The 26,224-nt window shown below is 37.7% G+C and carries 27 protein-coding genes and 2 other annotated features; of the genes, 7 read left to right on the plus strand and 20 right to left on the minus strand.

What is annotated here, in order from left to right:
• Positions 1 to 217: 217 nt before the first annotated feature.
• Positions 218 to 1,912: a methyl-accepting chemotaxis protein gene (locus tag MKY88_RS22140; RefSeq protein ID WP_340814722.1), complete on the plus strand. Its 1,695-nt coding sequence runs from the start codon at positions 218 to 220 to the stop codon at positions 1,910 to 1,912.
• Between the two features lie 65 nt (positions 1,913 to 1,977).
• Here MKY88_RS22140 and MKY88_RS22145 read toward each other — a convergent pair whose 3' ends face one another.
• Positions 1,978 to 2,727, minus strand: coding sequence for an HAD-IIB family hydrolase (locus MKY88_RS22145; protein ID WP_340814723.1), 750 nt, complete (start codon positions 2,725 to 2,727; stop codon positions 1,978 to 1,980).
• A gap of 197 nt (positions 2,728 to 2,924) precedes the next feature.
• Positions 2,925 to 3,163 (plus strand) — a binding site (T-box leader).
• A gap of 91 nt (positions 3,164 to 3,254) precedes the next feature.
• Between MKY88_RS22145 and MKY88_RS22150 the strand changes: the two genes are divergently transcribed.
• The gene (locus tag MKY88_RS22150; RefSeq protein ID WP_328204915.1) at positions 3,255 to 4,826 is read left to right on the plus strand and encodes a 2-isopropylmalate synthase; all 1,572 of its coding nucleotides are present in this window, start codon (positions 3,255 to 3,257) and stop codon (positions 4,824 to 4,826) included.
• A 46-nt stretch (positions 4,827 to 4,872) separates the two neighbouring features.
• Here the strand turns inward: MKY88_RS22150 and metG are convergent, their stop codons facing one another.
• The 4 genes from metG to rsgA all read right to left on the minus strand — a co-directional run bounded on the left by metG (position 4,873) and on the right by rsgA (position 9,112).
• Positions 4,873 to 6,507, minus strand: coding sequence for a methionine--tRNA ligase (gene metG, locus MKY88_RS22155; protein ID WP_340814725.1), 1,635 nt, complete (start codon positions 6,505 to 6,507; stop codon positions 4,873 to 4,875).
• 57 nt (positions 6,508 to 6,564) lie between these two features.
• Positions 6,565 to 6,826, minus strand: a binding site (T-box leader).
• Between the two features lie 106 nt (positions 6,827 to 6,932).
• A complete protein-coding gene (locus tag MKY88_RS22160) occupies positions 6,933 to 7,580 on the minus strand; it encodes an HAD-IA family hydrolase (protein WP_069482920.1) in 648 nt (215 codons plus the stop codon).
• Between the two features lie 15 nt (positions 7,581 to 7,595).
• Positions 7,596 to 8,021: a FosM family fosfomycin resistance protein gene (fosM, locus tag MKY88_RS22165; protein ID WP_328204920.1), complete on the minus strand. Its 426-nt coding sequence runs from the start codon at positions 8,019 to 8,021 to the stop codon at positions 7,596 to 7,598.
• A gap of 20 nt (positions 8,022 to 8,041) precedes the next feature.
• The gene (rsgA, locus tag MKY88_RS22170) at positions 8,042 to 9,112 is read right to left on the minus strand and encodes a ribosome small subunit-dependent GTPase A (protein WP_445669179.1); all 1,071 of its coding nucleotides are present in this window, start codon (positions 9,110 to 9,112) and stop codon (positions 8,042 to 8,044) included.
• A gap of 397 nt (positions 9,113 to 9,509) precedes the next feature.
• Between rsgA and MKY88_RS22175 the strand changes: the two genes are divergently transcribed.
• Positions 9,510 to 10,592, plus strand: coding sequence for a type III polyketide synthase (locus tag MKY88_RS22175; protein ID WP_328204923.1), 1,083 nt, complete (start codon positions 9,510 to 9,512; stop codon positions 10,590 to 10,592).
• Position 10,593: 1 nt separating this feature from the next.
• Positions 10,594 to 11,136 (plus strand): isoprenylcysteine carboxyl methyltransferase family protein, encoded by a 543-nt coding sequence (locus tag MKY88_RS22180; RefSeq protein WP_193833304.1) that lies wholly within the window; start codon positions 10,594 to 10,596, stop codon positions 11,134 to 11,136.
• A 19-nt stretch (positions 11,137 to 11,155) separates the two neighbouring features.
• Here the strand turns inward: MKY88_RS22180 and MKY88_RS22185 are convergent, their stop codons facing one another.
• Entirely contained in the window at positions 11,156 to 12,343 is a 1,188-nt protein-coding gene (locus MKY88_RS22185; RefSeq protein ID WP_340814726.1) for a GTP-binding protein, read from the minus strand.
• A 175-nt stretch (positions 12,344 to 12,518) separates the two neighbouring features.
• On the opposite strand from MKY88_RS22185, the gene rpmG reads away from it, so the two are divergent.
• Positions 12,519 to 12,668 (plus strand): 50S ribosomal protein L33, encoded by a 150-nt coding sequence (gene rpmG, locus MKY88_RS22190; RefSeq protein ID WP_025113659.1) that lies wholly within the window; start codon positions 12,519 to 12,521, stop codon positions 12,666 to 12,668.
• Between the two features lie 117 nt (positions 12,669 to 12,785).
• Here rpmG and MKY88_RS22195 read toward each other — a convergent pair whose 3' ends face one another.
• The 4 genes from MKY88_RS22195 to MKY88_RS22210 all read right to left on the minus strand — a co-directional run bounded on the left by MKY88_RS22195 (position 12,786) and on the right by MKY88_RS22210 (position 15,090).
• The gene (locus MKY88_RS22195) at positions 12,786 to 13,505 is read right to left on the minus strand and encodes a hypothetical protein (protein ID WP_328204926.1); all 720 of its coding nucleotides are present in this window, start codon (positions 13,503 to 13,505) and stop codon (positions 12,786 to 12,788) included.
• Positions 13,506 to 13,516: 11 nt separating this feature from the next.
• The gene (locus tag MKY88_RS22200; protein ID WP_258269428.1) at positions 13,517 to 13,801 is read right to left on the minus strand and encodes a hypothetical protein; all 285 of its coding nucleotides are present in this window, start codon (positions 13,799 to 13,801) and stop codon (positions 13,517 to 13,519) included.
• On the minus strand, positions 13,788 to 14,366 hold the full coding sequence (locus tag MKY88_RS22205; protein ID WP_340814727.1) for a hypothetical protein: 579 nt from the start codon (positions 14,364 to 14,366) through the stop codon (positions 13,788 to 13,790). Before MKY88_RS22205 ends, MKY88_RS22200 begins: the two co-directional genes overlap by 14 nt.
• Before the next feature lie 85 nt (positions 14,367 to 14,451).
• Positions 14,452 to 15,090: a hypothetical protein gene (locus tag MKY88_RS22210; RefSeq protein WP_193833309.1), complete on the minus strand. Its 639-nt coding sequence runs from the start codon at positions 15,088 to 15,090 to the stop codon at positions 14,452 to 14,454.
• A 235-nt stretch (positions 15,091 to 15,325) separates the two neighbouring features.
• Between MKY88_RS22210 and MKY88_RS22215 the strand changes: the two genes are divergently transcribed.
• Together MKY88_RS22215 and MKY88_RS22220 are read left to right on the plus strand one after the other, a co-directional pair.
• Positions 15,326 to 16,498 (plus strand): hypothetical protein, encoded by a 1,173-nt coding sequence (locus tag MKY88_RS22215; protein ID WP_328204928.1) that lies wholly within the window; start codon positions 15,326 to 15,328, stop codon positions 16,496 to 16,498.
• Positions 16,499 to 16,670: 172 nt separating this feature from the next.
• Positions 16,671 to 17,285, plus strand: a complete 615-nt coding sequence (locus tag MKY88_RS22220) for an exosporium glycoprotein BclB-related protein (RefSeq protein ID WP_069482931.1) — start codon at positions 16,671 to 16,673, stop codon at positions 17,283 to 17,285.
• A 98-nt stretch (positions 17,286 to 17,383) separates the two neighbouring features.
• On the opposite strand, the gene MKY88_RS22225 is transcribed toward MKY88_RS22220, so the two are convergent.
• The 10 genes from MKY88_RS22225 to MKY88_RS22270 form a co-directional block, all read right to left on the minus strand.
• Positions 17,384 to 17,920 carry a YfiT family bacillithiol transferase gene (locus MKY88_RS22225; protein ID WP_328204930.1) on the minus strand — a complete coding sequence of 179 codons (537 nt, stop codon included), beginning with the start codon at positions 17,918 to 17,920 and terminating at the stop codon, positions 17,384 to 17,386.
• A gap of 39 nt (positions 17,921 to 17,959) precedes the next feature.
• Positions 17,960 to 18,439, minus strand: a complete 480-nt coding sequence (locus tag MKY88_RS22230; RefSeq protein WP_328204932.1) for a hypothetical protein — start codon at positions 18,437 to 18,439, stop codon at positions 17,960 to 17,962.
• A gap of 78 nt (positions 18,440 to 18,517) precedes the next feature.
• On the minus strand, positions 18,518 to 19,159 hold the full coding sequence (locus tag MKY88_RS22235) for a hypothetical protein (protein WP_328204933.1): 642 nt from the start codon (positions 19,157 to 19,159) through the stop codon (positions 18,518 to 18,520).
• 176 nt (positions 19,160 to 19,335) lie between these two features.
• The gene (locus MKY88_RS22240) at positions 19,336 to 19,551 is read right to left on the minus strand and encodes a hypothetical protein (RefSeq protein ID WP_340814728.1); all 216 of its coding nucleotides are present in this window, start codon (positions 19,549 to 19,551) and stop codon (positions 19,336 to 19,338) included.
• Between the two features lie 196 nt (positions 19,552 to 19,747).
• Positions 19,748 to 21,316 (minus strand): BCCT family transporter, encoded by a 1,569-nt coding sequence (locus MKY88_RS22245; RefSeq protein ID WP_069482935.1) that lies wholly within the window; start codon positions 21,314 to 21,316, stop codon positions 19,748 to 19,750.
• A gap of 128 nt (positions 21,317 to 21,444) precedes the next feature.
• On the minus strand, positions 21,445 to 22,215 hold the full coding sequence (locus tag MKY88_RS22250; protein ID WP_328204935.1) for an alpha/beta hydrolase: 771 nt from the start codon (positions 22,213 to 22,215) through the stop codon (positions 21,445 to 21,447).
• Positions 22,212 to 22,994: an ABC transporter ATP-binding protein gene (locus tag MKY88_RS22255; RefSeq protein ID WP_258269495.1), complete on the minus strand. Its 783-nt coding sequence runs from the start codon at positions 22,992 to 22,994 to the stop codon at positions 22,212 to 22,214. Before MKY88_RS22255 ends, MKY88_RS22250 begins: the two co-directional genes overlap by 4 nt.
• Positions 22,995 to 23,023: 29 nt before the next feature.
• The gene (locus tag MKY88_RS22260; RefSeq protein ID WP_069483440.1) at positions 23,024 to 24,019 is read right to left on the minus strand and encodes a FecCD family ABC transporter permease; all 996 of its coding nucleotides are present in this window, start codon (positions 24,017 to 24,019) and stop codon (positions 23,024 to 23,026) included.
• Between the two features lie 28 nt (positions 24,020 to 24,047).
• A complete protein-coding gene (locus tag MKY88_RS22265; RefSeq protein ID WP_193833316.1) occupies positions 24,048 to 25,055 on the minus strand; it encodes a FecCD family ABC transporter permease in 1,008 nt (335 codons plus the stop codon).
• 104 nt (positions 25,056 to 25,159) lie between these two features.
• Complete coding sequence (locus MKY88_RS22270; protein WP_340814729.1) at positions 25,160 to 26,137, minus strand: ABC transporter substrate-binding protein; 978 nt, start codon at positions 26,135 to 26,137, stop codon at positions 25,160 to 25,162.
• Positions 26,138 to 26,224: the final 87 nt, after the last annotated feature.

Below are 26,224 nucleotides of genomic sequence, written 5' to 3' on the forward strand. Positions count from 1 at the left end.
CACCATTAACTATCGCTTTATTTCTAGCATATTTTAGCAGAAAATATCTTTTTTTTATTACTTCAATCACAAATTTCTGCCACCTTTAAACTATTTATTACAGTAAAAATACTCATAATACTTTGTAAAATTCATATTTTCTGATATAAATGATATATATACATATTTCATTAATTTGTAACATTTCTACTAAATACTGAGAAAGGAAATTTCATCTATGCGATTTACTATCTACAAGAAATTATTACTCGGTTTTTTTATAGTTATTTTAGTTCTAGTTGCTACTATCGGCTTAAATATAAAGCAGCTTGATTCGGTGAACAAAACTTATCGTACATTATTGGAGGAGCAAACAACTAAATCTATTGCTATTCAGGAATTACGCGTTATTGCCAAACAAGAGATAGTTAGTTTGCGTGGCTATTTACTGCTTGGAGATAAACAAAATCTTCAAAGCAATCAAGACTCTCGAACAGAATTTAAACAAAAATCTGAAGAGCTAATGTCATCTTTGACAACGGAAAAATCTATTAAATTTCTAGAAGCTATTAATAAAAGTGAGCAAAATGTTCAACAGTTTGCGGACCGTATGTTTGAGTTAAAGGCTGCAGGTGAAACGGAAAAGTACGAAAAGCTTGATAGTACACAAGGGCGTCTGATTATTAAACAATTTGACGAACGCGTTGAAAACCTTTCCGATTATCAAAATGAGTATATTGAAGGAAAAATTGCCGCTACATCTAAACAAATTCAAGATATTAAGTTCCAAATGCTACTTCTCGGAGTGCTTGCTGTCGTCATAAGTCTGATAATTGCAATGGTTGTTGGTAGTCTAATGTCTCGTCCAATTAACGGTATGGCTAAGGCAGCTAAAAAAATAGCAGAAGGTGACTTAACGGCTGAACAGATTCGTATTAAAAATCGTGATGAAGTGGGTGATTTAGCCCAAGCATTTAATCAAATGGCCGTTAATTTGAAAGATTTAATTACAAATGTACGTCACAACACTGTCCAAGTTAGTGGCTCTGCTGCTGAATTAACAGCAAGTGCTGACCAAACCATCCAAGCAACAGAGCAGATCACTTCTTCGATTCAAGAAGTGGCTAGTGGCTCTGAGGCTCAAGGTAAAAATGCTACAGAAAGCTCCGAAGCGATGAAGAATATGACAAAGGGCATACAGCAATTAGCATCTACTACGGCGGCGGTTTCGGAACTAGCGATGGAAACGAATTCTGAGGCTCAAAAGGGCAATGAATCATTACATCGAGTGATTTCACAAATGACTACTATTAATACTGCTGTATTAGAATCTGCAAGTGTTGTAAAGAACTTAGACGGGCATTCTATAGAAATTGGTAACATTATTGGCATTATTACAGATATTGCGGAGCAAACAAATTTATTAGCGCTCAATGCCGCTATCGAGGCAGCTCGTGCAGGTGATCATGGGCGGGGCTTTGCCGTCGTGGCAGACGAGGTGAAAAAGTTAGCAGAGCAATCTAAAAAATCTGCTGAGCAAATTGCTACGTTGATTGCAGAAATTCAACAAGATACAAACCGTGCTGTAACGGTGATGGATACTGGTACACAAGAAGTACAAATTGGTATGCAAGTGGTACAAGTAGCTGAAGAAGGCTTCTCTAAAATTGTAGAGCTTATTGAACAAGTGTCCCTGCAAATCCAAGAAGCTACAACAGTTTCGGAAGAAATGTCATCTAGTGCAGAACAAATTTATGCATCCTTCGATGAAATAGCAACAATTGCTCAAATGTCTTCTAGTAACTTGCAAAATGTTGCTTCAGCCTCCGAGGAGCAATTAGCAACTATCGAGGAAGTCGCTGCTTCCGCAGCAACACTTTCAAATATGGCTGAGGAACTTCAAACAGAAGTCTCACGCTTTAAATTAGAATAAATGAAAACTGCTCGGATTCCCTCTAGGAAACGAGCAGTTTTTTTCTATATATGTATAGGCTTTACTCACTTATATTTATCGCTTAAATGACTGAGCATTTCTATAATGGCTGCTTCCTCACTAGGAACTTGCAAAGTAGCCCTCTCACCAACCTGATGTTTCCCTACACAAACACTTTCCTTTGCCTTCAAAAACATCGAGGCATCGTTCGCATCATTTCCAAATGCAATATATTCCCCTTCGATGACACCTAATTTAGTTAAGCCATTCCACTTATCAATACCTTTAGGGCTTATATCAATAATATTTTCTGATGCATGTTCATAAAGAGTAACAGCAAGCTGTTGTAGCTCAAATAACACTGCGTCTCTATTCTCCCCCGGAAATAAAACTACTTTTACAATATCATGAAGATCTTGCAACGCTACTTTTTTAGCTATTTTTAGAGGATCTAGATTTTGATAAATGGGATGAGTCTCACTGCCTGTATACGCATAATCCCACTGGCTATCTACTAGATATGGTATTTGAAATGCTGTAATGATCTGCCGAAGCTCCCCAACTATCTCCGTCTCAAATGCTGTAACCTCCTTCGTTACTCCATTACAAGCGACGAATGCTCCGTTTCCGCCTACCATTGAATATTCTCGCATCGTCTCCGGCAATACAGGTAATAGATCACGTATTGGTCTTGCGGAGGCAAAAATAACTTCATGCCCACTTTGTCTACATGCCTCTAACGCATTGATAATACCCACACTCAAAGGCTTTCCTTTAAAGCAAATTGTACCGTCTAAATCAAAGACAAATTTCATGTTTCCTCCTACGTCTCCAACGTTCATTGACAACCTTTATTATCTCACAGAAATGACTTTTTTTAGTGGACGATTATTTATTTCACAACTATCAAATATTTAACAAAATAAACATTACTTTAGACAGAATTAAAAAAATTTTTAGAAAATTATTGACAGGCAATTAATATCCAAGTAATATTGCTTTCAACAACACATTGCAGGCCAAGATTGGAAATAGTAAAAATGGTGATGTACTTGTAGAGAGCCGATGGTTGGTGAAAATCGGTAGGCACACATTTTGAACTCGTCCATGAGCTACTCCCTGAATAGTCTAGTAAGGGATGTCGGTTTCCCCCGTTAACAGGATAGACAGTGATAGCTGTCGATAAGGGGACTTTTTCTGTATAGAGAAGGTCAATTAGAGTGGTACCGCGAGCATAAACTCGTCTCTATTTTTAAATAGAGATGGGTTTTTTTATTTTTTAATGAATCATTGGCCTACGTGTAGATTTTAAATACTGATAACTACAGAGGAGTGTTAAAAAATGGGAAGAAAAATTTGGGTATTTGATACAACATTACGTGATGGTGAACAGGTGCCAGGCGCCAAGCTAAATTTATATGAAAAAGTAGAAATAGCACAGCAACTGAAAAAATTAGGTGTCGATATTATCGAAGCTGGATTCCCCGCTTCATCACAAGGTGATTTTAATGCCGTCAAAGCTGTAGCTGAGAAGGTCGGTACTACTAGCGATATTATGATTACAGCATTAGCACGGGCTATAAAGGCAGATATTGATGCCGTCTATAATGCTGTGAAATACGCTGAAAACCCTATGATTCACATGGTTCTTGGGACATCCGATATACATGTGGAGAAAAAATTTAGTAAATCAAAAGATCAAATTTTGCAAATTGGTGTAGATGCTGTAAAGTATGCAAAAACTCTATTGCCGCAAGTTCAATATTCTACAGAGGATGCATCCCGTTCAGACTTTGAGTATCTTTGGAAAACGATTGAAGCTGTTATGAGGGCTGGTGCTACTATGATTAACGTTCCTGATACAGTCGGCTTTGCAGAACCAGAAGAGTTCGGTGAAATGATCTTTAAATTAAACAACCGTATGAAAAACTTAGACGACAGCGTTCTTCTTAGTGTTCATTGCCACAATGATCTTGGAATGGCCACAGCTAATACGCTTGCTGCGATAAAAAATGGTGCCGATAAAGTCGAATGTACAATTAATGGTATCGGTGAACGCGCAGGTAATGCGGCCTTAGAAGAAGTCGTTATGGCACTAAAAACGCGTAGCTCTGTCTACAATGCTGATACACGTATTAACACAAAAGAAATTATTAATACGTCACGTCTTGTTTCTAGTTTTATGGGCTTAGATGTTCAAGTTAATAAAGCTATTACGGGAGATAATGCATTCGCCCATTCATCGGGTATCCATCAGGACGGATTACTAAAATCTCGTGATGCCTATGAAATTGTGCATCCTGAAGACGTTGGTCTTGATGATATGGAGCTAGTACTGACAGCGCGTTCTGGTCGACATGCCGTGAAAAATGCACTTGAGAAATTAGGATTTTCGAATCTTTCTACAGACGAATTCGAGGGAATCTTTGAAGGCTTCTTAAAGCTAGCGGATGCCAAAAAGGAAGTATACGATCATGATTTATACGTGATCGTTGAAAGCTATTATGAAAAACATGATGCTTCTCACAAGAATGCAACACATTATAGTGACCAATTCTTTGATATCGAAGATCTACAAGTCGTCAGCAATACAAGCTTCCCTTCTGCGAGCGTTAAAGTACGCAAAGGTAATGAAGTATTAAAGGCTAGCGCAGTCGGCTCAGGTCCAATTGATGCTCTCTATTCTGCCATTGCAGAAATTACAAACATGGATGTAAAACTAGTGGAATATAATATTAATAGTGTTTCGCGTGGCAAAGAGGCATTAGGAAAAGTAAAAATCACGATTGAGCATGAAGGTGAAAAGTATATGGCTAAAGCTGCAGATACTGACATTCTAAAAGCCAGTGCCCTAGCCTATATTAATGCCATCAATAGCATTGTGGTGGCAAAATTAACACCTGTCATGAATTAAAACAAGAGAAGCAGTATGGCCCGTAAGCCTTACTGCTTTTTAGATGCTATCGACTATCTCTTACTAACTTTTGATATTCTTCTTCTATTAGTTCGATGTCCAGTCGTTCAAACAAAGGTGTTACGTCTTGAATGGTTTTAGGTAACTCCACTTGCTCATGCCACATCATTTCATCTATACCTAGCATATTTCTTACTTTCTCTGCTGAAAACGGTAGGAATGGATGTAGTAATTGTCCGAGATTGGCAATGATATAGACGCAGGTTGCTAGTGTATGATTGCCTGCACCTACATTATCTTTTACTTGTAACCATGGCTGTTGTTCATCGAAGTAACGATTAGCGCCACGAATATACTCAAAAATGGACTCTAATGCTTGCTTGAAATGACCACTCTCAATAAGAATACCCACTTCATTAAATAGCTGAATAGTTTGTTTGCGAATAGTACTATCCACCTCAGCCTGAGGTACTTGATTAGCAAAGGATTTCTCTATAAATTTCAATGTTCGATTCACAAAATTACCATAGGCACCAAGTAATTCACCATTATGGCTGTAAATAAATTCTCGCCATGAAAAATCAGTATCGCGATTTTCCGGTGCATTAGTCGTTAAGAAATAGCGAATAGAGTCAGCATCATAACGACTTAAAATATAAGGAACCCATACAGCCCAGTTTTGACTCGTCGATAATTTGCGCTTTTCTAATGTTAAATATTCATTAGATACAATATGTGTCGGTAAAGCTTTCGAACCTAGTCCCATCAAAATGGCTGGCCAAATAACTGTGTGGAAAGGGATATTATCCTTCCCATGGACATAGTACGAAATGGTTTCTTCATTCCATAAGTCTTCAATCGCCATATGATGTTGCTTTGCCCATTCTAGGCTAGCCGTTAAATACCCTGCAACTGCTTCAATCCACACATATATTTTCTTACCCTCAAAGCCAGGAACTGGAACATCTATTCCATTTGGCAAATCTCTCGTTACCGCTCGGTCAGGAACGCCCTCTGCTAAGTAACGCTCTGTCAATCCTAATGCATTGTCTCTCCACCGTTTTTCTGCCTTTGCCTCGGATAAAAAGGTCTCTAATTTCCCTTGAAATTGACTAAAGGTAAAATAAAAATGTTCTGTCTCTCGAATTACTGGCTCATTCCCACATATTTTACAGCACTTATCGATTAAATCCAGTGGGTCTAAAATTTCCGAGCAGTTATCACATTGATCCCCTCTCGCCTTTGCACCACAATTTGGGCATATGCCCTCTACAAATCGATCCGGCAAAAATTGTTGATCTGCCTCACAGTAAGCCTGTTCAATTTTCTTTTTATATAAAAAATTGTTGGCAAGTAGCTGTAAAAATAAGCCCTTAACGGATTCATGATGGTGCTCTGCGTCTGTTCTTGTGTATAAATCATAAGTAAATCCTAGCTCATTAAAACATTTTGTAAATTCTTCATGATAATGATTAGCAATTGCCTCGGTTGTTGTGTTTTCCTGTGCTGCACGAATAGAAATTGGTGTACCATTACAGTCACTACCCGATACGTATAATACTTGCTCACCTTTTTGACGGTAATATCTAGCCAAAATATCACCTGGTAATAGTGCGGCTACATGTCCTAAATGCAAAGAGCCATTTGCATACGGCCAAGCGCCTCCAATAACAATAGTCATTCTAAATTGCTCCCCTCACATAAAAAATGGTAAAAAAAAATCGCCCTAATCAAATCTGATTAGGACGAGTCTACCCGTGTTACCACCTATATTTACAAATAGCTCACACTATTTGCCTCATTCAGTACGTCTTTTTTTTAAATAAGAGATACTGCCGCTGTTGTAACGAGTGCCCATCTCGTCGTAATCTACTTGCTCAATAGCTTTCGGTACGAAGCTCAAAGGTCATTTTCAAAAGGATTCATTTACCTCATTTCCACCAACAGAGGCTCTCTACAAAATGCTGTTCCTATTTACTTTTCCTTTTCAATGCTTTATCTATAGGGTTGGCACTATTTTACGCTTTATTGCGATGAAATGCAATAATTGTCGTTAAGTCGATTCCATTTTTTCAAAACGTACAAATGTTAATGGATTTATCATGATTAGCCTATCTCTATGTTTAATAACTCCGTTAAATCATCTATTACAATATGTGCCTGTTGCAATTCGTGGTCCTGAGCAAAGTCAAAACGAACACCTATAGAGAGTAGTTCATTATCGCGGGCAGCTTGAATATCGGATGAACGATCTCCAACTACTGCCCCGTCCTGAATTCCATTCTCTTGCATCACTTTTTTAACTAAGTCTGATTTATGCCCGCTTGCAATGGATTGAATGCTGTAAGTCCCCTTTATAAATTGCTTTAATTGATAGGTTTCAACAATGGCCTGTAAATAGTCAACCTGTCCATTACTCGCTATGTATAACGGATAGCTTTTTGACAATGTGGCAAGAGTTTGCTCAGCATGTGGATAAAGCGCACCTTTACGACTACGGATTTGCTCCGTCAACTTTACATGAAATAGCGCATTGCTCTCTTCACGTATGTCTACTGAATGCATTGGACATAAAGTCTCCCATACAACCGGTAGAGGAACGCCCATAATTTCACGGTATTTTTCAATGGGTGTTTCTCCCTGCCATAAGCCTTTTGTACGCAATACATCAAATGTGGCATCCAGCGCAGGTTCTAAAATAAGATTTGTTTGAAATAAAGTGCCATCCATATCAAAAATAAAAGCTTTCGTCATAAAATCACTCCTTGATTAATGATTAAAAAACTCCATATGTAACTTTTCCTTCTTATAGTAATCTAAACGATCTTGTAAAGTCCCCGTATGAAATTCAAACTTATGTCCATCTGGATCAGTAAAATAAATTGATTTTTTATCTCTTTCATCTCTTTGTCGGCCATCTAAAATATGAACCTTCAATTGTACCAACTTATCATACATTTTATCGAATTCATCCTCAGGGATCGTGAAAGCGATATGTGTATAGGAATAATGAATGTCATTGCGCGGTATATCTTTTTCAACATTGAGGGCAAGCCACAGCCCATTTACATCAAAATAGGCTGTGCCGTTTCCCTTTACAAGTAACTTAGCATCGAAAACATTTTCATAAAATGCAATGGATTGCTCTAGATCAGACACTGAAAATAGTAGATGATTTATGCTTTGTACGGTCATATGTGTATGTGTGCTCCTCTTTATTTTTTACCCTTTTTAGCGCCTTTAGAAATTTGCTTCCACTTACGTTGCTCCTCGAGCTTTGCTTGCACATTTGTTTTACGTTCCATATAAGCCAATTCCCTTTGTAGCTTAAAATAGCTTTGTAAACGATTTTGATTAAGTTCACCATCAGTAATAGCTTGCTGTACTGCACAATACGGCTCTTTTTGATGGGTACAATCACGATAACGGCAAGCTTTCGCTAATTCCTCAACATCTTGAAAGCTAGATGATAAACTATCACCTTGATTCCATAATTGTAGCTCACGCATTCCTGGCGTATCAATTAAACAGCCACCAGAAGGTAACATCACTAACTCTCTGTGAGTCGTTGTATGACGTCCTTTAGCATCGTCTTCACGAATGTCTGATACCTTCATCAGCATCTCGCCACACAGAGCATTTGTTAATGTAGATTTCCCTGCACCGGAGGAGCCCAGTAATGCTCCAGTGACCCCTTCTGTAAATAAGGCCTGAATTTCCGTTAACCCTTCTCCAGAAATGGCACTCGTTACGAAAATATCTACTCCAAATGCTACTGACTCAACTTCTTTCGCTAAGCTTGATGCATCATCACATAAATCTGCCTTTGTTAGAACAATAATGGGCTTTGCACCTGAATCCCAGGCAGCTACTAAATATCGTTCCAAACGGCGAATATTAAAATCAGCATTCAAGCTCATGACTAATAACACAATATCCACATTCGATGCAACAATCTGTTCCTGGATTTCCAGACCAGCAACTTTTCGAGAAAAAACAGATTTTCGTTGGAATAATTGATGAATAATTGCTCGTTCCTCACCAGGCATTTTCTCTACCAGCACCCAATCGCCAACTGCCGGATAGTCTTCACGATTTAAAGATGTATAGGCATAATGACCAGCGATTGTTGCAAGCCATTCCCCTTCCTGAGCTAACACTCGATAGGAATGCTTATGCTCTAAAGTAACCCTTGCAGGCACACAATTTTTAAACTTAGACTGTTTCTTCATTTCTAACATTTGCTCTTCAAAATATTTTGTAAAACCTAATGTTGTTAAATTCAAATTAATTTCCTCCTAAAGGTGCGTTTCCATTACGCTTCTGTGCAGACTTCCGCCAGAAGCAATTATCTTAATTCAGCAAATTTGAACCATGATAAAAAAACCTTGTATCTGCGCAATTCGGCAGTTACAAGGTTTCACACGCACGTTTAAAGGATATACAAATACCTCGAGCTATGCACGACGTCGCTTTGTATATTTTAGGCGTGTGAAATGTAACAAACTGAATTGCAGTTCGCTAAAAATAGATTTATTCATCATGTCACATCACCTACTTTCCATTTAGTTGTTACCAATATATATAAAATTTAGGAAATTGTCAAATAAAATATTATTAGCATGTATCTCCTTCCCCAACGCATAGAATGTACAAGACCAATAAATGCGAGGAGATGTTGAATTGCCTAAAATCATTTCTATTAGCACACATCAACCACCTTACACATTACAGCAATCAAATGCGGAGGAGCTAACAAAGGAGCTTTTCTATGAAAAAATCCCAAAACTAGAGCGCTATTTAAAGGTTTTCGATAATGGTGGAATTGAAACACGTCATTTTTGTGTTCCACCTGAGTGGCATCGTACAAACCATTCCTTTGAGGAACGTAATGATTTATATATCGAACTAGCTACACAATACAGCGTAAGCGTCATTCAGGCATGCTTACAAAATGAAGCCTTCTTACATTCACCCATTTCTCCTGAAGAAATCGACGCCATCATATTTGTAAGCAGTACGGGAATCTCTACACCTAGTATTGATGCACGTGTGATGAACAAGCTTTCTTTTTCCGATCAAATGAAACGAATTCCTCTATGGGGTTTAGGCTGTGCAGGAGGAGCAGCCGGTGTTAGCAGAGCCTATGATTTTTGTAAAGCACATCCTAATGCAAAGGTGCTTGTTGTTTGTGTAGAATTATGTAGCCTCACTTTTCAGCCAAATGATTATTCTAAAAGTAATTTAATCGGTGCTTCACTTTTTGCTGACGGTGCCGCCTGTATTCTCGTATGTGGGGATGAAATCATTATTGATACAAAAAAACCATCACCAGCTATTCTGGCGACAGGCTCTAAATGGATGCCAGATTCAGAAAATGTTATGGGATGGGAAGTTAAAAATAATGGTCTTCACGTCATTTTCCAAAAAAGCATTCCGGCTATTATTACTAGTTGGCTTGGACCATATATTGAACAATTTTTACTGGAACAAGGAATTTACAGTGAACAGCTTACTCATTTCATTGCACATCCTGGAGGAAAAAAAGTATTAAAAGCCTATGAGGACACGCTTTATCTTTCTTCTCAAAAAACCGACATTTCTCGGGAAATATTACGTCAGCATGGTAATATGTCATCGCCAACCGTGTTATATGCGTTAGAACAATTTATGTTACATGAAGGACAATTGGAGGATACAGGTTTACTCGTCGCTCTTGGCCCTGGTTTTTGTGCAGAAGCTGTATTACTAAACTGGAGGGGGTAGCATGATCTTCTATCTAATTGTAACGCTTGTCATTCTACAAAGATTGACAGAGGTTGTCATTGCTAAACGAAATGAGAAATGGATGATTGCTCAGGGAGCTTTTGAGGTTGGTAACTCTCACTACCCTTATATGGTCACTATGCATATTAGCTTCTTCTTGTTTCTAATTGTTGAAGTAGTAACAAATAACAATGGTATATCGCCCTTATTCCCATTATTTTTTATTTTGTTTGTAGCCGTTCAGGCATTGCGTATATGGTGTATCCGTTCTTTAGGCACATTTTGGAATACAAAGATTCTCATTTTACCTCATGCACAAGTTGTGCGTAAAGGTCCCTATGAAATTATGCGCCATCCTAATTATGCCGTCGTTTGTTTGGAAATTCTCCTTCTACCTCTTATGTTTCAGGCATATTTCACGGCGTTTTGTTTTACACTATTAAATATTACAATGCTTTCTGTACGAATCCCGATAGAAGAAAAGGCATTACGAGATGCAACTAATTATAATCGTGTGTTTGAAAAGAAGATTTCGGAATCGTAGCCGAAATCTTCTTTTTTTATTAATGCCATTCCCAGTTAAACGGATCTTGTAGTCGTTCCCACGGGTTATGAAACTCTTCATCTGTTAATAAACAACTGTCCAACTGTTTGATAATATGTTCTTTATCTAAGTCTATACCAATAATAACAAGCTGGGTCATGCGATCTCCAAACTCACTATCCCAATCTTCCAACACCTCCGGACTTTGTTGGAAGACATCTTCCTGCTGAGCTTTTGTTAGTGCCGCTACCCAATAAGAAACAGGTTCAATTTTTGCAGATGAACCAGCCTGTGATAGCAATAATGCGACATCTTGTTGCTTTGCACTCCAAACAATTCCCTTTGCTCGCACAATTGATGGTGGCATTTGGTCACACCACTCGACAAAGCGCATTGGATGGAATGGTTTTCTACTTGTATAGGTAAATGAAGATATCCCGTACTCCTCCGTCTCCGGCATATGGTTTTCATGACCAAGCTCTAATTCTTTTAACCAGCCAGCTGATTCTGAGACACGTTCGAAGTCAAAACGACCTGTATTTAAAATTTCAGCAGGATCAATTTCACCATTAACCGTTCGGATTATTTTTGCCTCGGGCTGTAGTGCGCGTAGTATAAGCTCTAACCGTTCTACCTCTTCTATTGAAACTAAGTCACACTTATTTAATACAAGGACATCACAAAATTCTATTTGATCAATAAGAAGGTCTGCAACATCCCGTCCATCTAGCTCACCAATTGCTTCCTTACGCTCTAATAAACTCTCTCCTGATTGAAAATCATGCCAAAAGCGATGCGCATCTACGACCGTTACCATCGTATCCAATTGACAAAATCTCGTTAAATCTATGCCCAGCTCCTCATCTAAATAGCTAAATGTTTGTGCAACTGGAATCGGCTCACTAATTCCTGTCGATTCAATCAATATATAATCAATATTGCCAAGCTTCGCAAGACGTTCCACCTCCTGTAATAAATCTTCTCGCAATGTACAACAAATACAGCCGTTCGATAACTCCACAAATTTCTCTTCTGTTCGTGAAATCCCGCTGCCATTTGCAATAAGCTCAGCATCAATATTAATTTCACTCATATCATTCACAATAACAGCAACACGTAAATCCTTTTCGTTTTGCAATACATGGTTCATCATTGTGGTCTTACCAGAACCTAAATATCCACTTAATACAGTTACAGGTATTTTCATTGTTCTCTCTCCAACTCCTTAAATCGTAATCATTACTATTTACAATTTGTAATTAAAACATATACATTTATAAAATGCAAAGCTTTTTATTACATGCGAAAATAAACTTGACAATTTACAACCTAAAATATATTGTTTAAATCGTAATAATTACTATTTATAAGGAGGCATATTTATGCGTGTACAAATAACACTAGCCTGCACGGAAACTGGTGATAAAAACTATATCACGACGAAAAATAAACGTAATAATCCAGAGAGATTGGAGCTTAAAAAGTATTCCCCTCGCTTAAAACGAGTTACTTTACATCGTGAAACAAAGTAATTTAGGCAGTAGTTAATGAATTTGAGTGTTTCTTGGACCAAGCAAACATGCCCTAAAAAAATAACTGTTTCAAAAGGGGTAGACTTCCCCTCTTTTGAAACAGCGTTTGTATACCATCTATTCTCTATTTATTTCGTATGCGAGCTCGTTCAATTTTTGATCGAGTTCATCAAGCATTCGTAATCGATAATCAATCTGCTCGTCTATATTTATAGATTCATTCATTTTTACTTTACTATCATCAGATTGATTTTTATAGCCTTTTATCTCATTAGTGAGTTTTTCAATTTCTAGATTTTTCGTTTCTAATTCTTTTACTAATTGTTCATAAAGGCTGTCCGCCTCTACTTTGTTTCTATATGATTGTTCTATCCTCTCTACGATATGTTCCATTTTTTCACCAGTAACAATGGTAAAGTCATTTAATCTTTTATCTAACCTATCAATCATTGACTTATAGTTTGTTTCTTCAATAGATACGTCAATGTTTTCCTTTAATAACTTATTTTCTGCTCGCAACTCATTTAGTTCCTTTAATAAAGACTCTATCGAAGCAATTTGTTTTTTTCTTTGGAGCTCTCGCTTTTGTATCTCTTGATCATATGCTTCCAATTCCTTATCAAAATCTCTCTTCAACTTTAATAGTTCCATCGAAAGATCTTTTCTGAGCCTTGTTAATTGTATATTCTCTCGTTCAAGACGTAGCACTAATGCATAATAATCACTATCCCTAAGCCTTTTCACTTCATTTTTATATTTGGCTAATTCGGCCCTTAAAAAAATAATCATTTGTTGGAGCTGTAGAGGATCATTGTTTTTGACAATATCGTTGTCCATCCTTGCACCTCCTAGCCTGAAAAACTTTTTAGAATTTCAATGACTTCTTCAAATTGAGCTTTACTGTCTTCTAACACCTCATCAAGTTGTTTTAACCACTTTGTTTGTAGTTCTGGATGATCATGTTGTTCAAAGTTTTTATTTTTTTCTCCAGAGACAAGATAAGCAATTAATTGTTGTAATGTATTTTTTTCAAGAAAGGCAAAACTATTATCTTGTACATTACGGCGGTTAAGCTGGTCCTTCAGCAATTGTTGAATTACGCTACTAAGCTCTTGTTTTTCATGATCCACCATTATTTTCCTCCTGCGTTGAACTAATGCCATTGAGATTAATTGGGTTTAACACCACCACACCATCAGTTAGCTGATCACAATATGTAAAACCCATAATAGTGCCAGAATACGATAAATTATGGGACCATTTAATTTGAAAATTGGTAAATGAAATCGTTTCATTTGGTTCGATGGTGGACTTCCCTACTGGTCTCAGCCAGTATTCCTCTTTGCTCGATTTATCGTTAAAACGCTCCCAATTACTTTGCCCCTGCGTCTTTAAAGTAGGTGTGAAATTTTCATGGACATACCTTCCTGAGAAATAAAACGGAGAATCTTTCGGTAATTTAATACATAAATATGGATTTGTCACGGTTGTATGCCCAATATTGCGAATATGATAGGATCCTAAACATAGACTTTCTTGCTCAGAGTCATAGGATATATTGAACGAGGATGTAAAGTAACTGATAAGACTAATCTTATTTTGAACCGCTAGCTCTTCTACCAGCTTTTTAATTTCCTGAACATACGTGTTTGTCTGTTCTTTCACCGCTTGTATCTTGTCTTCTATCCGTGTTGTCACTTAATGCCCCCTTACTATGGTTCATAAAAAAAAGAGAGGATAACCCTCTCTTAATGATATGACTTTCCTCTATTTATTAGCACTACTAACCAACAGTTGGGAAAATAACTGGGCATTGTTGTGGACGAACCGCAGTTGGACATGTGAATGGTAGATCTGCTCTTGGTTCGCAGAAAGTTGCTAAGAATTCCACAGTAACTGGGAATGTTGATTGAATGCTTTGGCAAACAGCGACAGTAATTGTTAACGCAGAAAACGTAATTGCACCTGCTGCAGCTGTAAGTGTACCAGTTGTACAAACGAAGCAATCTAAATCTGTATATAGAATTTCTACATCTGTACCCTTAGGTGCACATAATGTCACTTGCTCACAGCGGGAAACAGGAATTTCAGTGCTTGTGAACATTGTTCCATTTGGTAATGTAACAACGATCGTAAGAATGAAATTCTTTTGAATATTCAAATGTTGTAGACAAACAGTTGATCCATCGATAGAGAATTGGCGATTCTCACGGTTTAGGATCACAATTGGATTTGTAGCTGCTGGAATTACTCGACAAGTAACAATAGCACCAGTTAAGTCAGTAGTTGCTGTTACGCCTGGGAATGTAATTGCTCCAGTTGGTGAAATATCAAATGACATTTCCTTTACAATCCAGTCATATACCTTATCAACATTTATACAAATCAGTTCCTGCGCCTGGGATGGCATATGTTCTTGCATCCTTTTGACACCTCCATAAGTTTTTTATCTTTCGTTTGTAGCATATGTTTTTCAGCTATAAGTGCATGGGCTAATAAATAGTTACATTGGATATTTATAAAAATCAACGGCAATCATTTTTTCTTACAGTTCTTTCTTTATAATAAGAACTAAAATGTTGAAGGAACCGGTATATTTGTAACAGAAAGTCAATATTTTTAATAAACTAATAATGGACTGAAAGGGGTGAACTACAATGGAAGAGTCAAAATTGTATACCACTCAAGAAATTGAAAATTTAAAGCAAAAAATTGAAGCCTATAGGGAATCGTTATCTTCATTAAAAACGGGATCGTCGATTGAAGATTTCCTTTATATGAAGCAAGGGTTTGATGGACTGAAAACACAGATAGCTCATTTAGAGGGGATTACAGAGACATTGGATACTAAGCAAAATTCCTATATAAAAGGATATGATGATCAAATAAGGCTTCTTTCCATACAGATTGAGTCTCTGAATCAAACCATGGAAGAAATGAATCAAGAAATTTTAGCAGTTTTAAAGAAATTAGTAACTGTTGAAGGAAATGATACTACAACCATTTCTCCCTCCATAAAATTGCCTTCTCAAACATCGCCTACTCATTTACCTAGACAACAACCTAGAATGACACAGACAGCAGATAAAACTACGATAACATCAGCACAACCATCTTATAGACTATTACAAAGTTTGGCAGGTAAAGCCATAAACCACCAACAAAATAATGGGGCTCCACCTCCTCACAATGATCAACAGGTAGCTAAACCTGAAGAGCGGCATTTTAATCAGCAATATTTTCAATCCATTAATACGCATCCAAGCCATATATACAATGGTTTATTCAGAAACACTTCAGTTGAATCCACCTTCCATTTTAAAAATGCCACGGATGCAAAGGAAGTTCCAGTAAGTGTTTATGATCCATCTGCTGTACAGCCCACTTTAAGTGAGGAAAACATCGAGAATGATCATTTACCATCAACTATTGTTCATGAATCGAGTACTGGAACCGAAAAATCAGATGATCCTATAGAGATTGTGCAAACGGAAAATGAACGTAACACCCATGAGATTTCCGAAGTATCTAAAGAATCGTTTGATCAGGTTAATTCGGGGATACTTAGCGAGCCAGTTAGTGAAGCAATAGATAACGAGCCTCTCAATCAAGTCATTTTAGAAGGAGTAGCACAACCTGCTAACACACATCATTCTCCTTCAATGCAAACAGAAGAGTATGTCGAAGTGTATAATTCTGAAGCAGTTTATGAGGTTCATTCGTCCCTGGAAGAAGAGAATAAGCAACCTGATCCCGTAAAAACACCGATCGAGGAAGAAAATAAAAAGGTAAAAAATTCATTTTTCGATTTCTTTAAAAGATGGAGTTAAAATTTATCACTCGATAATAAGACATCCACTATGTATGGAAGTACATAGTGGATGTCTTTATGTTTCAAATAAAGCTGGCTTTAAGAAGTCATTGAATTTATAAGCGAAGTAGATATTTGCCCTTAACCCCTAATCTGAAATGAATAGAATAATGAAGAAAGGGGGTGTAAAAATGTGTTTGAATAATTCAATGTGTGGTTGCTCTAACCGCAATGGTGAATGTACTGCGCTTGGACCATTTATCGGTATTGATGCGGCGTGTATTACTCCACCAGCAGCTACAGGTTCCATTATCCCATTTTCTTCAGGAACAATTCCTGTTGTATTAGTATCTCTTGCTACTGGTTTAGTTAGTACTGTAAGCCTTGTTGGATTTGGTACATCTGTTCCAGGTGTAGCTCTTGCTGGCGTTAATATTGATTTAACAAGTTCTCTTGCCACAGAAGCTTTTACTGTTCCACGTCCAGGAACAATTACATCTATTGCTGCAACAATTTCAGCAACTGCCGCTTTAACACTAACAGGAACAGCTACAGTCAGAGCACAAATTTACCGTGCAGTTCAAGGAAGCAATGTTTTCAGCCCTACTGCAGCATTTGTTGATTTAACTCCAGCTTTACCATTAGCAGCATTATTAGCTGGTGCAATTGCAAGCGGTAGTGCAAACGTTTCAGTACCAGTAACTACTGGTGATCGTTTATTAATGGTGTTCTCCATGACTACTTCAGGAGCTACTGTTCTGGTTACTCTTACTGGTAATGCAAGTGCGGGAATCACTATTGTATAAGTGAGTAATGCTAACTCTTAAAGTTATAAGCATCATTTCAAACCTGATAATTAAATTATAGTAGGCGATTTTAACTAAATCGCCTACTTTTTAAGTATCTAAATTAATGATAAAGCATTCTGAATATGCGTCAAATGATGTTTGCCATGCCAAGCATATAAACCAATTGCCTGTTCCAATGTTGTTAGACCTGAATCAGGATGATTAAATGCTCGTTGTAAGTGTTCATCTTTTAAGCCTGTTAATAAGTAAACCCAACGTCCATGTAAACTTTCAATTAATGTAAGAGAAGTAGCTACTGGCATTTCTGAATCTGGTAGCAGTGCCCACTCAGCTTCATTGTATGGCTTAATAGTTGGCTCGTCCTCTGTTAAGGCTAGCTTAAAGCGGATATAGCTATTCATATGACTATCAGCAATATGATGGACTAGCTGTGTTACAGTCCAGCCATTTTCACGATAGGAGTTTGCCAATTCCTGCTCACTTGCTCCACTTAATGCTTCTTCAAGCTGCTGTGGTAATAAACGAATATCTTCCAACCATTCTTTTACTTGCTGTGATGTCACTTCTTTTGGACATTGAAACTCCCCAATTGGATATCGTAAATCGAAATCGATCAAATTGCTCTCCTCCATTTCTATTCTCTTACTTTTCCAAAGTGTTTTAGGTCACTATTATTCCTGAAGATCATAAATCAACGTATCAAAGTATTTACCATTTGTATACAGTAAAATTGCCCATTCTCCAGGACTAGGAATTTTTACGCTTGAAGGGCTATGAGCATCTGCTCCGTTGGACGGCCCGCCAAGGCCTGTACTCCATCCATCCATTAAAATTGGCTGAATAGTTTTAGTATCTCTATGGTAGCCTACTACTGTTAACTCTGTATTTCCATTTCCTTCAATTCCCCAAAGATGCCACATCCATTTTTGTGTGTTTAAACTTGGCATGTTAGCACCAATAACACCCGATTTATTGGCATTCCCTATAATGGCTCGATCCCCAAACTCCACTGCTTTATCCTTCCAATTAATAGAGGTAAAATCATTTTCTTGCAAATAATCTGGGGCATTCTCTGGCATTGTAACCTTTTCTTTATTTGTACAGCCTACTACCACTAACAGCATCGCACATAAAAGGACAAATCTTCTCACAACATCCCCCATTCCCTATAAAATACATTCTACTATTCAATTATCACAGATAATTCTGTTAATTTAAATGCTACTTAGCTAAAGTTTTTCAACTACTGTACCTAATGCTTTTAATGGATGCATAATAGGGATCGCTGTTCTTTCTTCAAATTGCTGTGCCGCACTCACCATCGAGAGCTGCCCCACTGAGAGTAGCCTTTGTTCGTTCGCTTCCTGATGCAGAGTCTGTAAGATAGCTTCAATATAGGCCTTGTTTTTCCCTTGCATAATGAGATCAAATGTATGCTCGATAACTTTCACTGTAACGTCTATTGATTTGCCTTGCTTGTTTGCATATTGATGGAGTCTGGTCATCGTTCCCTCGACTGTTGCAGGATTTGTAAATAGGATGATTTGAGGCTGTCGCTCGTTACATATCAATTCAAAATAAAGTTCATCCATTTTTATGATAGGTACAGATAAGGCACGTACATCACAATCGTCTAACAAAACGATATAATTTGTGCATGTTATTAAAATCGCATCTAGATTACAGCTCTCCATCCATTGCATTTGCTCTACAATCTTATATGTTAACTCTGTAACTCCTTTTGACACTTGGTGAATAAGTCCTGGATCTACAAAATGAACCAGCTCTATCTCTTTATTTTTTTGGAAAACCTGTTCTATGTACTCTATATTGGAATGATGAGCATGCAAGCAGCCTAGCTTTTTTTTCAAATAAACTCCCCCTCATTTATAAGTCTTTTTTCCATTGTGACTATAGCCAAAGAAATGCCATGACGATTCTAGCCCATTTCCTTTTTTGTTACGACATAGCCTAAAGAGCAATAGAATTCCATATTTCACGGAACATTCAAGCGTACTTTACACTGACTAATTGTTTTTTCATTCGTTCATGCAAATTGTTCAAGCTTAGCGAGCAAAACTTTAGCTAGCCCTTCCCCCCTTGCCCCTTGTCTTTCAGGAATTACCGATAATCTAAAAAAATAAATACCCTGTGTGCTAAGCTTAAATCTTACCATAGCAACTGGCTCCCGCTCCATATAGCCGATAAAAGCCTGCTCACCAGCCTGTATACCCTGTTCAATGAATTCTACCGTTTCACTCAATCACTAGATGGTGGCGTCGCCGTTGCATACTCTTGAAATACCTGAATCATTACCTTATGTATAATGGGCACATCTTTTATTTCTGCTAATACTAGCTCCATAGTTTACCTCCACGAATGATTTTGAATACATTTTAGTGTATATATACAAAAAAAAAAACTGTATTACTCATGAAAGAATAATACAGCTTACGACTTCATTTTTTTTCTTTAGCTTTTGCTTCTTTTTCAAGATGCTTTCTTGCTATCTTCAATCGTTGAATGTCTTTTTTCTTCAGCGGAATAATCTCATCCTTCATCATTTTAATATAAGAAATCATTAACAACAGTAATATTACCGTAAATGGTAAAGCGGCAATTAACGAGGCCGTTTGTAATGCATCTAGCCCACCCGTATACAATAAAACACCTGAAATAGAGGCCATCAATATACCCCAAACTAACTTCGACAGTACTGTAGGGTTTAAGGACCCCCTTGTCGTCATACTAGCCATAATGAAAGTGGCAGAATCGGCTGACGTAATTAAGAAGATAATAATGAGCAAAATACCAATAAAAGAGGCTATCGTTGAAAGGGGCAAATGCTCTAACATTTGAAACAAGGCCACTGTTACATCATTATGAACGGTTTGTGCAATTTGTGCTTCTTTATGCAAATCGAACCATAAGGCAGTACCTCCAAAAACAGCAATCCAAAAACATGCAATAAGAGGAGGAATGATTAATACGCCAACAATAAATTCTCGAATGGTCCTTCCTTTTGATACACGAGCAATAAAAGAACCAACAAAGGGTGACCAAGCTATCGCCCACGCCCAATAAAAGATAGTCCAATCCTTCACCCACGTCCCCCCGACATACGGTTGCATCCTTAAACTATATTGAATAAAGTTTGAAATGTAATCGCCTATCGCTAGTGTAAAGGTTTCCATTATAAATACCGTTGGACCTGTTATAAAAACAAATAGCAGTAAAACAATCGCTAGCATCATATTGACATTACTTAAGATTTTCATTCCCTTTTGAAGGCCCGTAGTCGCAGATAACATATAGCCAATAAACATGATAAGAATAATGACTACCTGTAAGAAAAATGTATTAGGTAAACCAAAGACAAAGCTTAAACCTCCGTTTGTTTGGAGCACTCCCAAGCCAATAGAAGTAGCTACCCCCATCACTGTTGCAATAACCGCTAAAATATCAATTGTGCCCTTCACGACTCGATTTGTTCCCGTTACAGGCTCTAAGGCCGTAGAGATGAGCATATTTCTTTTTTTGTTAAATTGCACATACGCCATAACGAGCCCCAATATCGCATAAACAGACCATTGGCTGATTCCCCAATGAAAGAATGAATAACCCATTGCCAGTCGGGCGGAATCTGTCGTTAGAGGTTTTGTGTCACTAAAAGGTGGTGAAAAGTAATGACTCATTGGTTCAGCTACTCCCCAAAAGACTAGTCCAACCCCTAGCCCTGCAGAAAAGAGCATAGAAATCCATGTGAGAAAGCTAAATTCTGGGCGACCATCTTCTGCTCCTAATCGAATAGTGCCATACTTACTAATCGCCAAGCCAAATAGAAAAACCACGATTATAAAGACCGCCATTAAGTAAAACCAACCAAAAAAATCCGTCGTCATATGAAAGATGCTGTTCGCTACATTCTTAAACTGTTCCGGTATTATTGCCCCAATAATTACTAAAAGTAAAATGGCTCCACTAGAAATAATAAATACTGGGTTGATTAAATTTTTATTTTTTTGCATACAGCGCCTCCATTAATCCCAGACGTTTTACCAAATTTACTTTATTATGAGTTTCATTCAAGTATTTTATAAATCAAAACTTCCTGAAAATAAAAAACCGCATTACCAATAGATAATGCGGCTATTATTTATTCATTTTTAAAAGCAAAACGTATGGCTCTACTCATAACTGTAGGCACAACGGATGCATGATTTTCGTTTAAAGCTTCATAAAAATCAACCTTCATTATTTTTTCAAGCATCGTTGCCATTTGTCGTGCATCATCCACCATAAAGGTTTCCAGTTCACCAGCACTAATAAACAATGTTTCCTTCATAGCCTGGTGCTCATGTAAAAATGCTGAGGCACATGGGACTAATTCATGCTCATTCCACCAAATAGAGGGACTGATAGCCAGGTAATGTTGAAAGCTTGTTTGATGGTGAAATAATTGCCAAAGCGTAAAATAACCAGCTAATGAGTGACCAAATATCGATTGCTGTGCTTTATTTACTGGATAGTTGGCTTCAATCATTGGCTTTAGTTCTTCTTCTAGGAATCGACTAAAGTTTACCGCCCCACCAAGCTTTTCATGCCCTTTACCTTTAAATCTTGCGGGATAAATATACGTCTCTGCTGGTGCCGTAAAATCATAAAATCGTCGTTCACGCATATCTTCACCATGCCCGATACCAACAACAATGGATGGTAAAATACCCGTTTTTGGCGCATTACGACTTTGCAATCGAACTGCTTCCTTAACAAGAGAAAAATAAGAAGAACCATCCAATACATAGATGACAGGAAAGCCTTCAATTGGCGCTTCCTCATTTGGTACATAAACGTTAATCCCATACGTATAGTCTGCCAATTTTGAAGTCATTTGCTGTGTTGAGTAATCTCTTTCTGTTGGATTCATTTGTTTTCCTCCTTCAATATGTCATAGCCATAGCATACAGGTGTATTCGTTGCCGGATCTTCCATAATACGTGCGTCGATGTTAAAGACTTGGCGCATCACTTCTGCGCTCAAAATTTCCTGTGGCGTCCCGGTTTGCATGATAACACCCTTACGCATGGCGATAAGATGATCTGAATACCTAGCAGCATGATTTATATCATGAAGAACCATGACGATTGTACATTGATGCTGTTCATTTAAATTTTTCACGATATCAAGTACTTCCAACTGGTGGGCCATATCTAAATATGTAGTCGGCTCATCAAGCAACAATATATTTGTTTCCTGTGCTAATGCCATAGCGAGCCATACACGCTGACGCTGTCCCCCAGAAAGCTGTGCCAGCTCTCGATTTCGATATTCTATCGTATTTGTAACCGTTAACGCCCACTCAATCATTTCTTCATCCTTATTTGTTAAACGATTGACATTGTTGCGATGTGGATAACGGCCATAAGCAATTAACTCTTCGACTTTTAATTGCCCCGGTGCGATGGGTGTCTGTGATAATATTGCTAGCTTCTGTGCAATATCCTTGGTCGATAAATTTTGCATATTTTGCTCCTGCAAGTATACCGTGCCCTGTTGCTTTTTTAAAATTCGTCCTATCGTTTTGAGGAGCGTTGATTTACCACAGCCATTCGGTCCGATAATCGTTGTGACCTTGCCCTCTTCAATCGTTAAATTTAAACCTTCAAACACTCGAACCTGCTCATAACCCGAAGCTAAATTTTCCATTCTAAATGCAGTTTGCACACCGTTTCCTCCTATGCCTTAGATTTTACAAGTAAATACAAGAAATATGGAATTCCTATAATCGACACTACTATTCCAACAGCCAGCTCAGACGGTGCGAATACCGTTTTGCCGATAAAATCAGCTAGGATTAACAAGCCTGCACCAATCAATGCACTTACTGGCATGACATAACGGTGCTGAATACCAACAAGTTGCTTGGCGATATGTGGTGCCATTAAGCCAATAAAACCAATACTTCCTGATACAGATACGCAGGCACTAACTAGTCCCACACTGGCTAATAACAGCTTCATTTTCTCTTTTTCAACAGCAATGCCTAAGCTTGTGATGCTATCCTCTTCCAGCTGAAAATAATCAAGTAAATACGATTTTCTATGCACATAAATTCCTAAAATTAAAAGCCAAGGTAACATAGTAAGAGCAAAAATCCAATTCGCATTGTAAATGGAACCTGCCATCCAAATGGCTGCAGATTCAAAATCCTGCGCACTCATTTTTAAAGATAGAAACAATGATAAAGCGCCAAATCCACTATTAATGGCAATCCCAGTTAATATTAATCGCTGCATATCGAGATGACCATTTTTCAAAGCAAATGTAAAAATCAATATAGCCGCAATTGTTCCACCGATAAAACCGAACAATGGCATCATTAAAATGGATAGCCAGCTGTTCATATCTGCACTCACTAATTTTAGTTGAAAGAAAAACATAAAAATTACGACCGCGGCACCAGCTCCTGCATTAATCCCTAATATGCCTGGATCTGCGAGCCCATTTCGCGTAATACCCTGTAAAACAACTCCAGCCATTCCTAAACCAATACCAACTAGTCCGGCTATGACAATTCGTGGTAAGCGGAATTCAAAAATAACAAGATCAAATTTTGGATTAGATTCAATACGTAATAATGTTTTTATGACATCCATCACTGACATATTAAAAACACCATTTGTAATATGTAGATAACTTGCAACTAAAATCAAAAGTAAAAGCATCGACATAGTTAAAAAGAATACACTTGAGGTATTTTTACGCACGTTTTTCACCTCCGTGCTTACGAACTAAATATAAGAAGAATGGTACACCAACTAATGCTGTTAAGACTCCAATTGGTGTTTCGAACGGATAATTGACAAAACGGCTAAGGACATCACAAAGCACCAAGAAAAATGCACCAATAACCGCCGCACAAGGGATGATATAGCGATAATCTACCCCAACAAGGAAACGAGTAATATGCGGAATAACTAACCCTACAAAAGCTATTTTTCCAACTAGAGCCACAGCTGTCCCTGTCAAGCATACGACAGCTAGCATACTAATAATCCGTACTGCTTTTGTTTTTTGACCTAGTCCCATTGCAATATCCTCACCTAGCGAGGTAATCGTAATGGCCCTTGCAGATAATAAGGCCAAAAATAAACCAGTTAATCCAAAGGGAATTGAAAGCATCAACATATCCAAATCTACCATATGTACCTTAGTGTTATACCAAGCACTGACTGTTTGTGATACTTGGAAATACATCGCAATCGCTGTAGCTATACTGCTTAAAAATGTCCCAATAACGGTTCCAATAATGGCTAGCCTTACTGGTGATAAACCATTTCGAATTAATGAGCCAAAGCCAAAAACAATACCTGCCCCCATTGCAGAACCTAGCATTGACAATAAAATCATTTGATAATTCGGCAGTCCTGGGAAAAAGACAATAGCTAATGTTATAACAAATGCAGAGCCATCGTTGACACCCATCAATGACGGAGATGCTAAATAATTGCGTGTAATTCCCTGCATAACTGCACCCGCAACTGCTAAAAATGCTCCAACCAACAATACTGCGGCTATTCTAGGAATACGTCCTGTCCGTATAATTTGATGATCAACATTGGAAGGATCAAATGCTGCTATTGCCTGCCACACAGTGATTACACTAATATCCTTTGTTCCATACATAACAGAAACAAGTGCAACAAGGGCAATAAGGACAGGAGATACCGCTAATATTGAAAATGACACTATGTTTGTTTTTTTCAACTTTCACACCTTTTTCTATACCATTTTCTTATCCATACTTCTACTGAACAAAAGGCTGGTAATAGCCCGGTGATATCACCAAATCTACTACCAGCCTGTGTATACTATTTAAGTAATTTTTCAGCTGCGGCATCTAAGAATTTAACCTTAGACCAAGCCGTACCACCCTGTGCCAATGGGTCAATTGCATTGACATAAATTTCATTATTTTGTGATGCCTTTAAGCTAGTGAAAATTGGATTTTTTTGCAGCTCCTCTAATGCCTTTGGAGTATCCTTATTTTCTGATTCCTCAAATTGAAGGAAAATAGCATCTGGATTTACTTGAGCTAAGGTTTCCAGCGATAATTCTGCTTGCGCTTTAGCTGTCGTAATTACTTCTGGGACTGGTGCACCTAAATCTTCATACAAAACAGGATTTAAATAAACACCAGCTGGATAAATGTACATGACACCACCACGAACACGGATGATTAATACTTCCTTATCAGCTAATTGCTCTTTCGACTTCACCTGTGCATCAGCAACTTTTACCTCATAGTCAGAGATAATTTTTTTAGCATCTTCTTCTTTACCAGCTAGCTGTGCAAGCACTATCAAATTTTCCTTCCAGTTTGTAGAAATATGTGAATAAGGAATCATTGTTTGAATTTTATTCAACTTTTCAGCCGTTTCTTCAGGGAATTTTGAAGTACCCACAATGACATCTGGATCCAAATTAAGAATGGCCTCTGCATTCGGCTCCATTTTATTTCCTACAAGTGTAGCGCCTTCAAAATCAGATGCTAGATATGCCGGCACTTTACCACCCACTTCAAGTACACCTACTGGCTTAATTCCAAGCATTGCGGCGTCTTCCATAGATTCAAGACTTGCAGCGACAATATTTTTCACTTCTGCTGGAAGCTCATATTTCTCACCTAAGTACGTAATTGTCTGTGTCTTAGCTTGCTCTGTCTGTGATTCTGTTGCACTTGTTTCAGCTGTATTATTTGTCGTAGACTCCTCTGCCTTATCTGTTCCACATGCAGCTAATGATAGTGCTAAAAGTGCTGGCACACACATTTTAAAATATTTATTCATTGATATTCTCTCCTAACGAGCTCATATTGATAATGATAATCGTTTTCATATGTATGTCAATATATAATTGATACTCATTATCATTTA

Origin of the sequence: Lysinibacillus sp. FSL R7-0073 (genome assembly GCF_038009065.1) — a bacterium.
Classification (GTDB): domain Bacteria; phylum Bacillota; class Bacilli; order Bacillales_A; family Planococcaceae; genus Lysinibacillus; species Lysinibacillus fusiformis.

Bases quoted from the DNA above. Each gene is read 5' to 3' on its own strand.
- MKY88_RS22140 (WP_340814722.1), top strand. From the start codon at position 218: ATGCGATTTACTATCTACAAGAAATTATTACTCGGTTTTTTTATAGTT.
- MKY88_RS22145 (WP_340814723.1), bottom strand. From the start codon at position 2,727: ATGAAATTTGTCTTTGATTTAGACGGTACAATTTGCTTTAAAGGAAAG.
- MKY88_RS22150 (WP_328204915.1), top strand. From the start codon at position 3,255: ATGGGAAGAAAAATTTGGGTATTTGATACAACATTACGTGATGGTGAA.
- metG (WP_340814725.1), bottom strand. From the start codon at position 6,507: ATGACTATTGTTATTGGAGGCGCTTGGCCGTATGCAAATGGCTCTTTG.
- MKY88_RS22160 (WP_069482920.1), bottom strand. From the start codon at position 7,580: ATGACGAAAGCTTTTATTTTTGATATGGATGGCACTTTATTTCAAACA.
- fosM (WP_328204920.1), bottom strand. From the start codon at position 8,021: ATGACCGTACAAAGCATAAATCATCTACTATTTTCAGTGTCTGATCTA.
- MKY88_RS22180 (WP_193833304.1), top strand. From the start codon at position 10,594: ATGATCTTCTATCTAATTGTAACGCTTGTCATTCTACAAAGATTGACA.
- MKY88_RS22185 (WP_340814726.1), bottom strand. From the start codon at position 12,343: ATGAAAATACCTGTAACTGTATTAAGTGGATATTTAGGTTCTGGTAAG.
- rpmG (WP_025113659.1), top strand. From the start codon at position 12,519: ATGCGTGTACAAATAACACTAGCCTGCACGGAAACTGGTGATAAAAAC.
- MKY88_RS22195 (WP_328204926.1), bottom strand. From the start codon at position 13,505: ATGGACAACGATATTGTCAAAAACAATGATCCTCTACAGCTCCAACAA.
- MKY88_RS22200 (WP_258269428.1), bottom strand. From the start codon at position 13,801: ATGGTGGATCATGAAAAACAAGAGCTTAGTAGCGTAATTCAACAATTG.
- MKY88_RS22210 (WP_193833309.1), bottom strand. From the start codon at position 15,090: ATGCAAGAACATATGCCATCCCAGGCGCAGGAACTGATTTGTATAAAT.
- MKY88_RS22215 (WP_328204928.1), top strand. From the start codon at position 15,326: ATGGAAGAGTCAAAATTGTATACCACTCAAGAAATTGAAAATTTAAAG.
- MKY88_RS22220 (WP_069482931.1), top strand. From the start codon at position 16,671: ATGTGTTTGAATAATTCAATGTGTGGTTGCTCTAACCGCAATGGTGAA.
- MKY88_RS22225 (WP_328204930.1), bottom strand. From the start codon at position 17,920: ATGGAGGAGAGCAATTTGATCGATTTCGATTTACGATATCCAATTGGG.
- MKY88_RS22245 (WP_069482935.1), bottom strand. From the start codon at position 21,316: ATGCAAAAAAATAAAAATTTAATCAACCCAGTATTTATTATTTCTAGT.
- MKY88_RS22250 (WP_328204935.1), bottom strand. From the start codon at position 22,215: ATGAATCCAACAGAAAGAGATTACTCAACACAGCAAATGACTTCAAAA.
- MKY88_RS22255 (WP_258269495.1), bottom strand. From the start codon at position 22,994: ATGGAAAATTTAGCTTCGGGTTATGAGCAGGTTCGAGTGTTTGAAGGT.
- MKY88_RS22260 (WP_069483440.1), bottom strand. From the start codon at position 24,019: ATGTCGATGCTTTTACTTTTGATTTTAGTTGCAAGTTATCTACATATT.
- MKY88_RS22270 (WP_340814729.1), bottom strand. From the start codon at position 26,137: ATGAATAAATATTTTAAAATGTGTGTGCCAGCACTTTTAGCACTATCA.